Source organism: Xanthomonas sp. fls2-241-TYG-148 (assembly GCF_030208815.1).
Lineage (GTDB): Bacteria > Pseudomonadota > Gammaproteobacteria > Xanthomonadales > Xanthomonadaceae > Xanthomonas > Xanthomonas campestris.
In genome coordinates this window covers 18,817-27,719 of sequence record NZ_JARVTE010000031.1, presented here as the reverse complement: position 1 = coordinate 27,719, position 8,903 = coordinate 18,817, and the positions used below count along the sequence as shown (strand labels likewise).

The window sequence follows — 8,903 nt, the reverse complement described above, 5'->3', positions numbered from 1 at the left end:
CATCCATTTGGCCTTCTTGGCACTATTACTCAGAAGATCGTGAACAGGTTCTTAGCAAGCGGCATCCATTGCAGCAGCGATCAACGGAACGTGCATGCTGGATCTTCGGAGTGATTGCATGGCATGCAACACATGCTCTCTCATCGCTGCGCTGTGCAGCGTGGTGACATGACGATTTTTCCATCGCCGCAGCTGCGCAATGACGAGGAAAAATCTTTACTTCGAATTTTTTCTCGCCAACCGTAACGAGTGCAGCGACCGCACCTTTCGCCCAGCGCAGCGCACTTACATCTACTTGAAGCTGACTTCTTTGCGTCGAGCGACACGGTGTTGATGCGAACCACTGCCTCTTTGGCTGCTGCATTTTTGAGCACACTACAAAGCGGGCAGTTCGCCTGAGCAATGCGAGCAACCTGCCGAACCAGATTGCGATGTACACGCTGACAGTTTGGACAGACGACTCACCTCGAGCAATGATCCGCGTGCGGCTTCTTCTCACCTGTGTCATGGCATCTCATTGATTGGCTGCCAATGAGCAAGAACCGTTGTCGACATTCAACGCAGTGCCCATCGCGTGAATTCAGAGCCAGCAATCTGGTTCGATGCGTCGAGAGATCGGCTGGTTGGCTGATCGGCGGCCGATGCTTGTCACCGAGGACGAAAAAACGGTGTCGACTTGCAAGCACCAGCATTCAGAAAAAGACGTCGTTTGCCGCCGCACCCTGATCAAGCCTCGATTGAACACGCTGCAAAGAGCTGCACGCACCAGGCACTCCAGAGCATAAATCTTTGCTGGACACAGCCACAAGCCTACCGCGGGAAGCCGCTAGGCAATGCTTCGCCACAACCCAACAACACTGACGAAATCTGCGGTTGCGCGAGGGAAACATTCGGCTGCGCGCGCAGCACAAATGCACGACGTGCATTACCTTCGAAAGAAAGAGCAAGGCTAAAAGCGACAACATGCGGCTTCAACATCGCCACGCCAGACCATCGATATGAGTCGATCAATTGCTTGCTACCAAACAACGCGCACCGCGCTGCATAACGAGAACACGATGGGAGCACGCGCAACACACATGCCCGACTAGCTAAGAGATGACGTTCTGCTGCAGTCGTCACCGCATGACGTACGGGCAACTGAAGGTGGGGACATCGCTGAGCGCGTTTGCAGACATCTCGATGCACAACGTCCTTTAGAGAACAGGCAGGCTACTGACGACATCAACATGCATCTACTGGTAGCTCGCGCAAAAGCGCACACGCAGCGCCACAGTTGCCGTTACCGCGCACCTCAGCAAATCACGTCACTACGTAGCTCGCAAGCTTCACAGCAAACCACATGTGCAGCCAACGTGAATTCCCACACGTCATCGGCGTGATTTCACAAAGACGCCTGTGCAACGCGCGCAACTTATTTGTATCAGCACCGCGTCGCTACAGCGATGCGACGCGCACTGCGTGTTGCAGTGCAGAGACGGTCATCGCCACATCGCTGATCCAGCAAGCAATTACCGCCGTCAACCCCGCCCATTCAGCCAATATTGTGTGATCGGCGCCTACCTTGCGCCAACTTTTTGACCCGCCTGATTCGGCGGGCACCTTCGGCAGATTCTTCCTTTCGCCGGAGACCGGGCGGCCCGTGACAGGTCGCCTCCCCATGACGCCAAGCCTCCCGCACTGGTGTGTTCGCATTGGACACCCTGTGGATGGGCCCATACGGAGCAAGGAGTTCTATGAAACTGGCCTGGATACTTTGGCTGTCGCAATTATTGCCGCAGCCTGCAGCAGATTCGTTGTGTTTGAGTACCACCGTGTACCTGGAAGCACGTGACCAGACCCTGCGTGGTCAGCAGGCGGTTGCGGAAGTCGCACTGCGTCGCCTGGACAGTGGTCTGTGGGGCGATTCGATGTGTCAGGTGGTGACCGCGCGCAAGCAATTCGCGCCGACCATCGTGTCACCCGGCACCCAGCTGAAGAACGACGATGCCTGGAACAAGGCGTTGGACGTGGCGCTGGCTGCGGAACGCAATTGGGCGCTACCGGTAGGCCAGCGCAAAGAGATCGTGCCAGGCGCAAGTCACTTCGCTGCCAGCGCCATTGCCAGCCCGAGCTGGCGCAATGCGTATCAGGTGGCCACCATCGGTGACCATACGTTCTACCGCGTGCAGAAACTGCGGCCACGCACCGCGTCCTGACGCGCGCCACGCAGCACGCGATGCCGCTAAGCTTGCGTCTTCGCTCCTGTGTGGACTCTCCATGAAGCTGTATACAAAGCCGGGCGCCTGCTCGCTCGCAGATCACATCGTATTGCGCTGGTCCGGCCTGCCGTTCGAGCTCACTGTGGTCGACGCGGCCACGATGAAGTCGCCTGACTATCTACGCCTGAATCCGGCAGGCGCGGTGCCGCTGCTGGTGGTCGACCAATGGGCACTGACCCAGAATGCGGCGATCCTCAACTACATCGCCGACACCGCACCGCTGACCGGCCTGGGTGGCGACGGCACCGCGCGTAGCCGCGCCGAGATCAATCGCTGGATCGCCTTCGTCAACGCCGATCTGCATCCGACCTTCAAGCCGCTCTTCGGCAGCACGGCGTATCTGCAGGACGACGCGCTGATCCAGCGCACCCACGAGGATGCGCGCACAAAACTGCGCACGCTCTACACGCGTGTGGATGCGCATCTGCAAAGCCGCAAGTGGTTAGCCGGCGACACGCATACCGGCGCCGATGCCTATCTGTTCGTCACCTTGCGCTGGGCGCACAAGGCCGGCGTGGACCTGTCCGGCCTGAGCGCGCTCGATGCGTTCTTCCAGCGCATGCTGGCAGATGCAGACGTACAAGCCGCACTGCAAGCCGAAGGCTTGAACTGATCGCCCAGTGCGGCGGGCGGGCGGCAAACGCACGTGATCGTGCACCGAAGGCAGCACGCAGAACGCCGTGCACTAGATGAGTGACCACAAAAAACGCCGGGCAATGCCCGGCGTTTTCTATCTCATTGCAGCGATCACTCAGCCCAGCAGATGCGACACGCCGCTGCGCTCTTCTTCCAGCTCGGCCAGGGTCTTGTCGATGTACTTCTGGCTGAAGTCGTCGATCGGCAGATCCTTGACCAGGGTGTACTGGCCGTTCTCGGTTGTCACCGGGAAGCCGAAGATCACGCCTTCCGGAATACCGTAGGAGCCGTCGGACGGCACGCCCATGGTGACCCACTTGCCGTTGCTGCCCAGTACCCAGTCACGCACGTGATCGATGGCGGCATTGGCAGCCGATGCGGCCGACGACAGCCCGCGCGCTTCGATGATCGCCGCGCCGCGCTTGCCCACGGTCGGGATGAAGGTGCCGGCGTTCCATTCCTGGTCGTTGATCGCATCGCCGATGGACGCGCCATCGGAGGTGGCGAAACGGTAATCCGGATACATGGTCGGGCTGTGGTTGCCCCATACCACCAACTTCTCGATCCCGCCGACCGGCTTGCCGAGCTTGAGCGAGAGCTGGCTCAGCGCACGGTTGTGGTCCAGGCGCAGCATGGCGGTGAAGTTCTTCGGGTTCAGATCCGGCGCCGACTTCATCGCGATGTAGGCATTGGTGTTGGCTGGATTACCGACCACCAGCACCTTGACGTCACGCTTGGCGACCTTGTTCAGGGCAGCGCCCTGCGCGGTGAAGATCTTGGCGTTCTCCAGCAGCAGGTCCTTGCGCTCCATGCCCGGGCCGCGCGGACGCGCACCGACCAGCAGGGCGACGTCGATGTCCTTGAACGCCACTTCGGCGTCGTCGGTGCCGACCATGCCGGCCAGCAGCGGGAACGCGCAGTCTTCCAGCTCCATCATCACGCCCTTGAGCGCGGCCTGGGCCTTTTCGTTGGACAGTTCCAGCAACTGCAGGATCACCGGCTGGTCCTTGCCCAGCATTTCGCCGGAGGCAATGCGGAACAGCAGGGCATAGCCGATCTGGCCGGCAGCGCCGGTCACAGCAACACGAACGGGTGCTTTCATGGGGTGTTTCCTCTGCTAAAAAGCGTTGGTGGGGGTTGCGCGCTGGCGTGGCACGGAGCCTGGCGGCGCTTTGACAAGCGAACGGCCGCACGTGGCGGCCGTTCGGCGGGGTGAGATCAGGCGGCGAGGATCTTGTTCCACTCCGCAACGCGGTCGGCCTTGGCGGCCAGCACGGCGTCGGTGTCGCCTTCGATGGTGAGCGTGTTGATGGTGTCGCCCTGGGCAACGCTATCCACCACGTCCAGGCCCTGGGTGACCTTGCCGAACACGGTGTGCTTGCCGTCCAGCCACGGGGTGGCGGTGTGGGTGATGAAGAACTGGCTGCCATTAGTGTTGGGGCCGGCATTGGCCATGGACAGCACGCCGCGCTCGTGGCCGACGCCATTGTTGGCCTCGTCTTCGAAACGATAGCCCGGGCCGCCGCGGCCGGAACCTTCCGGGCAACCGCCCTGGATCATGAAGTCGGCGATGACGCGGTGGAAGCTCAGGCCGTTGTAGAAGCCGCGCTTGGCCAGATTGACGAAGTTGGCCACGGTCAGCGGTGCCTTCTCCGGATACAGCTCAACAACGATCGGGCCGCGGGACGTGTCGAAAGTGGCGATCAGGGACATGGAAATCCTTGCAGGTTCTGGGTGATCAACAGCCCATTAGGATACACCCGGGCGCGTGGACGACCGCGCGGTTACGACCATGGTCCAAGGCCGTCGCCGGGTCGGCAATCGAGACGCCATCACGCTGCCTGAATGGGCGATCTGAATCGACTTGCGCCAATCCGCAACGGCACGGCAACGAAACCGCTATAATGTCGGGCTTACCTCATCTCAAGACTGGCGCCAGACAGGGGCCCTTTCCGCATGTCTATCGAAAAACTCCGCAACATCGCCATCGTCGCGCACGTCGACCATGGCAAGACCACTCTCGTCGACTGCCTGCTGAAGCAGTCCGGCACCCTGTCCGAACGCACCGTGTTGGCTGAGCGCGTGATGGACAGCAACGATCAGGAAAAGGAACGTGGCATCACGATCCTGGCCAAGAACACGGCCATCACCTGGAACGGCAACCGCATCAACATCGTCGACACCCCGGGACACGCCGACTTCGGTGGCGAAGTCGAGCGCGTGCTGTCGATGGTGGACTCGGTGCTGATCCTGGTCGACGCGATGGACGGCCCGATGCCGCAGACGCGCTTCGTGACCCAGAAGGCCTTTGCGATGGGCTTCAAGCCGATCGTGGTGGTCAACAAGATCGACCGTCCCGGCGCACGCCCGGACTGGGTGATCGACCAGGTGTTCGACCTGTTCGACAAGCTCGGCGCAACCGACGAGCAGCTGGACTTCCCGATCGTCTACACCTCGGCACTGAACGGCTACGCCAGCCTGGATTCCAACGTACGCGACGGCGACATGACCCCGCTGTACGAAGCGATCATGCAGCACGTCTCGGCACCGGACGTCGATCCGGACGGCCCGTTCCAGATGCGCATCAGCCAGCTGGACTACAACAACTTCGTCGGCGTGATCGGCATCGGCCGCATCCAGCGCGGCGTACTGAAGAAGAACATGCCGGTCAGCGTGATCGACCGTGAAGGCAAGAAGCGTCAGGGCAAGGTGCTGCAGGTGCTGGGCTTCCTGGGCCTGGAGCGCATCGAGCAGGACACCGCCGAGGCCGGCGATATCGTCGCCATCTCCGGCGTGGCCGAGCTGACCATTTCCGACACCGTCTGTGCGCTCGACGCGCCGGAAGGCCTGCCGCCGCTGACCGTGGACGAGCCGACCATCTCGATGACCTTCCAGGTCAACAACTCGCCGTTCGCCGGCAACAAGGACCTGTCCGGTGGCAAGTTCCTGACCAGCCGCCAGCTGCGCGACCGTCTGGACCGCGAGAAGGTGCACAACGTTGCACTGAAGGTCGAAGAAGGCTCCGACGCCGACAAGTTCCTGGTCTCCGGCCGTGGCGAACTGCATCTGTCGGTGCTGATCGAAAACATGCGTCGTGAAGGCTACGAGCTGGCCGTGTCGCGTCCGGAAGTGATCATCAAGGAAATCGACGGCAAGCAGATGGAGCCGATCGAACAGCTGGTGGTGGACATCGAAGAACAGCACCAGGGCGGCGTGATGGAAAAGCTGGGCACCCGCAAGGGCCAGCTGAAAAACATGGAGCCTGACGGCAAGGGCCGCGTGCGTCTGGATTACATGATCCCGGCGCGTGGCCTGATCGGCTTCCAGAACGAGTTCCGCACCCTGACCCAGGGCTCGGGCCTGCTGTTCCACGTGTTCGACCATTACGGCCCGAAGGAACAGGGCGCCATCGCCAAGCGCCAGAACGGCGTGATGATTGCCAACGCACCGGGCGCAACGCCGGCCTATGCGCTGGGGCCGTTGGAAGAGCGTGGCCGTCTGTTCGCCGCTGAAGGCGACAACGTGTACGAAGGCCAGCTGATCGGTATCCACTCCAAGGACAACGATCTGACCGTCAACGCGATCAAGACCAAGCCGCTGACCAACATGCGCGCGTCGGGCAAGGATGACGCGATCAAGCTGACCCCGGCGATCAAGTACACGCTGGAACAGGCCCTGGACTTCATCGAGGACGACGAGCTGGTGGAAGTCACCCCGAAGGAAATCCGCCTGCGCAAGAAGTTCCTGACCGAAAGCGACCGTAAGCGCGCCGGCCGTTCGGGCTGATCGTTTAGGCCTACGGTCGTGAGCGACACGCCCTACAGCCCGGATCCGCGTGCGCATCCGGGGCTGCACCTGATCGCCTTGCTCGAGGCGGTCAAGGGCATGCTTGCGATCCTGGCGGCGACGGGCCTGGAAATTCTGGGCCCGCTCCCGCTGCAACATGCGGTCAGCACGCTGATTCGCCGTTTCAGTCTGGACCCCGACCACGGCGCACTGCCGTCGTTGCTCAAGACCATCAACCCCGACGCGGTACATTTAGCCGCCGCCGCCATGCTGGCCTACGGCCTGCTGCATGTGGTGGAAGCGTGGGGTCTGTGGCGTGCCAAGGCCTGGGCCTCCGTGCTCGGCTGCCTGTCTGCCGCCATCTATTTGCCATTCGATATCTACGCCATCGTCCGCCATCCCGGCTGGACCGCCTGGGGCGTGCTGGCGATCAACCTGATCGTGGTCGGCGTGCTGGCGCGCGACCTGGTGCGGCGCCGACGTCGCTGACGCCACCGTTCACTGTCCTACCCGTTCGACACATTGTCACCCCGCCGCAGCGCCGCTAGCCTGCGAAGCTGATCCCTGGGGAAACCGACGATGCGCACACCCATCCTGTCCCTGCTTTCCCTGGCCGCGTTGAGCGGCTGCGCCGTTGCTGCCGACAAGCCCGTTGTCGCCGACGCGGCGGTGCCGTCTGCGCCTGTCGAGGTGGTCGAAGCCGATATTGCGACCCTGCAGGCGCGCATGCAGGCTGGCCGGTCCAGCAGCGCCCAACTCACGCACGCCTACCTGCAGCGCATCGCCAGCATCGACCGCAGCGGACCACGCCTAAATGCAGTGATCGAACTGAACCCGCAGGCCGAAGCCGACGCCGCCGCGCTGGATGCCGAACGTCGTGCCGGCCAGGTGCGCGGCCCGCTGCACGGCATCCCGCTGCTGCTCAAGGACAACATCGACGCACTGCCGATGGTCAACAGCGCCGGCTCGCTGGCGTTGGTCAGCTTCCGTCCCACACAGGATGCGTTCCTGGTGCAGCGCCTGCGCGCGGCGGGCGCGGTGATCCTGGGCAAGACCAATCTCAGCGAATGGGCCAATTTTCGCTCTACCCAATCCAGTTCGGGCTGGAGCGGCCGCGGCGGGCTGACTCGTAATCCGTACGCGCTGGACCGCAACCCATGCGGCTCCAGCGCCGGCACCGGCGCGGCGATTGCCGCCAGCCTGGCGACGGTAGGCATCGGCACCGAGACCGATGGCAGCATCACCTGCCCGGCTGCAGTCAATGGCCTGGTCGGGCTCAAGCCCACCGTGGGTCTGGTCAGCCGTGACGGCATCATTCCCATCTCGGCCAGCCAGGACACCGCCGGGCCGATGACGCGCAGCGTTGCCGATGCGGCCGCGGTACTGCAGGCAATTGCCGCACCCGATCCGCAAGACCCGGCCACGCACACTGCGCCATCGTCCATACCGAACTATCTCGCCCACCTCAAACCCGATGGCCTGCGCGGCGCGCGCCTGGGGCTGTTACGCAACCCACTGCGCGAGGATCCCGCCATCGCCGCCGCATTGGATCGCGCCGTACAGACCCTGCGAGCGGCAGGTGCCACGGTGATCGAAACCCGCCTGGCCACCGATGGACAGTGGGATGCCGCTGAGCAGACGGTCCTGTTGGTTGAATTCAAGGCCGGCTTGAATGCCTATCTGCGCAGCCACGCCGCGCCGGTCAAAGACCTGGACGCGCTGGTTGCCTTCAATCGCGCCAATGCGCAGCGCGAAATGCCCTACTTCGGCCAGGAGTTGTTCGAGCAGGCCCAGGCTGCGCCGGGCCTGGAGGACCCGGCTTATCTGAGCGCGCGTGCCAGCGCCAGACGGCTCGCCGGCGAACAAGGCATCGACGCCGCACTGAAGGCCGACCGCCTGGACGCGCTGATCGTCCCGACCACCGGCCCTACCTGGGTCACCACGCTCGGCAAGGGCGACACGTTTCCCGGTGCCGGTTACGGCGCCGCGGCCGTGGCCGGATATCCCAGCCTGAGCGTGCCGATGGGGCAAACCCAGGGCTTGCCGCTCGGACTGCTGTTCATGGGGACCGCCTGGAGCGAGCCGCGCCTGATCGAACTGGGCTATGCCTACGAACAACGCAGCCATGCGCGGTTTGCGCCCGGCTACGCGCCAAGCGCACCGCCGGCGGCGACACCGGGCCCATCGCAACCGAAGACGGCCGACTGACCGCACCGCAAG

General features: G+C 63.0%; 7 protein-coding genes. 5 read left to right on the top strand and 2 right to left on the bottom strand.

What is annotated here, in order from left to right; translation table 11 throughout:
• The first annotated feature begins 1,736 nt into the window (after positions 1 to 1,736).
• Together QRM60_RS21320 and QRM60_RS21315 are read left to right on the top strand one after the other, a co-directional pair.
• Positions 1,737 to 2,198 carry a cell wall hydrolase gene (locus QRM60_RS21320; RefSeq protein WP_014506828.1) on the top strand — a complete coding sequence of 154 codons (462 nt, stop codon included), beginning with the start codon at positions 1,737 to 1,739 and terminating at the stop codon, positions 2,196 to 2,198.
• A gap of 61 nt (positions 2,199 to 2,259) precedes the next feature.
• Positions 2,260 to 2,874 (top strand): glutathione binding-like protein, encoded by a 615-nt coding sequence (locus QRM60_RS21315; protein WP_115555502.1) that lies wholly within the window; start codon positions 2,260 to 2,262, stop codon positions 2,872 to 2,874.
• Positions 2,875 to 3,012: 138 nt separating this feature from the next.
• On the opposite strand, the gene QRM60_RS21310 is transcribed toward QRM60_RS21315, so the two are convergent.
• Positions 3,013 to 3,999, bottom strand: coding sequence for a malate dehydrogenase (locus tag QRM60_RS21310; protein WP_011036142.1), 987 nt, complete (start codon positions 3,997 to 3,999; stop codon positions 3,013 to 3,015).
• 116 nt (positions 4,000 to 4,115) lie between these two features.
• Positions 4,116 to 4,610 carry a peptidylprolyl isomerase gene (locus tag QRM60_RS21305; RefSeq protein ID WP_010368631.1) on the bottom strand — a complete coding sequence of 165 codons (495 nt, stop codon included), beginning with the start codon at positions 4,608 to 4,610 and terminating at the stop codon, positions 4,116 to 4,118.
• Positions 4,611 to 4,853: 243 nt separating this feature from the next.
• Here QRM60_RS21305 and typA point away from each other — a divergent pair, with 243 nt between their 5' ends.
• The 3 genes from typA (at position 4,854) to QRM60_RS21290 (ending at position 8,891) form a co-directional block, all read left to right on the top strand.
• The gene (typA, locus tag QRM60_RS21300; protein WP_011036140.1) at positions 4,854 to 6,683 is read left to right on the top strand and encodes a translational GTPase TypA; all 1,830 of its coding nucleotides are present in this window, start codon (positions 4,854 to 4,856) and stop codon (positions 6,681 to 6,683) included.
• A 69-nt stretch (positions 6,684 to 6,752) separates the two neighbouring features.
• A complete protein-coding gene (locus QRM60_RS21295) occupies positions 6,753 to 7,172 on the top strand; it encodes a DUF2127 domain-containing protein (protein WP_029629030.1) in 420 nt (139 codons plus the stop codon).
• A gap of 90 nt (positions 7,173 to 7,262) precedes the next feature.
• Positions 7,263 to 8,891: an amidase gene (locus QRM60_RS21290; RefSeq protein WP_285446985.1), complete on the top strand. Its 1,629-nt coding sequence runs from the start codon at positions 7,263 to 7,265 to the stop codon at positions 8,889 to 8,891.
• Positions 8,892 to 8,903 lie beyond the last annotated feature (12 nt).

Coding starts and splice junctions, on each gene's coding strand:
- QRM60_RS21310 (WP_011036142.1), bottom strand. CDS start 3,999: ATGAAAGCACCCGTTCGTGTTGCTGTGACCGGCGCTGCCGGCCAGATC.
- QRM60_RS21320 (WP_014506828.1), top strand. CDS start 1,737: ATGAAACTGGCCTGGATACTTTGGCTGTCGCAATTATTGCCGCAGCCT.
- typA (WP_011036140.1), top strand. CDS start 4,854: ATGTCTATCGAAAAACTCCGCAACATCGCCATCGTCGCGCACGTCGAC.
- QRM60_RS21290 (WP_285446985.1), top strand. CDS start 7,263: ATGCGCACACCCATCCTGTCCCTGCTTTCCCTGGCCGCGTTGAGCGGC.
- QRM60_RS21315 (WP_115555502.1), top strand. CDS start 2,260: ATGAAGCTGTATACAAAGCCGGGCGCCTGCTCGCTCGCAGATCACATC.
- QRM60_RS21305 (WP_010368631.1), bottom strand. CDS start 4,610: ATGTCCCTGATCGCCACTTTCGACACGTCCCGCGGCCCGATCGTTGTT.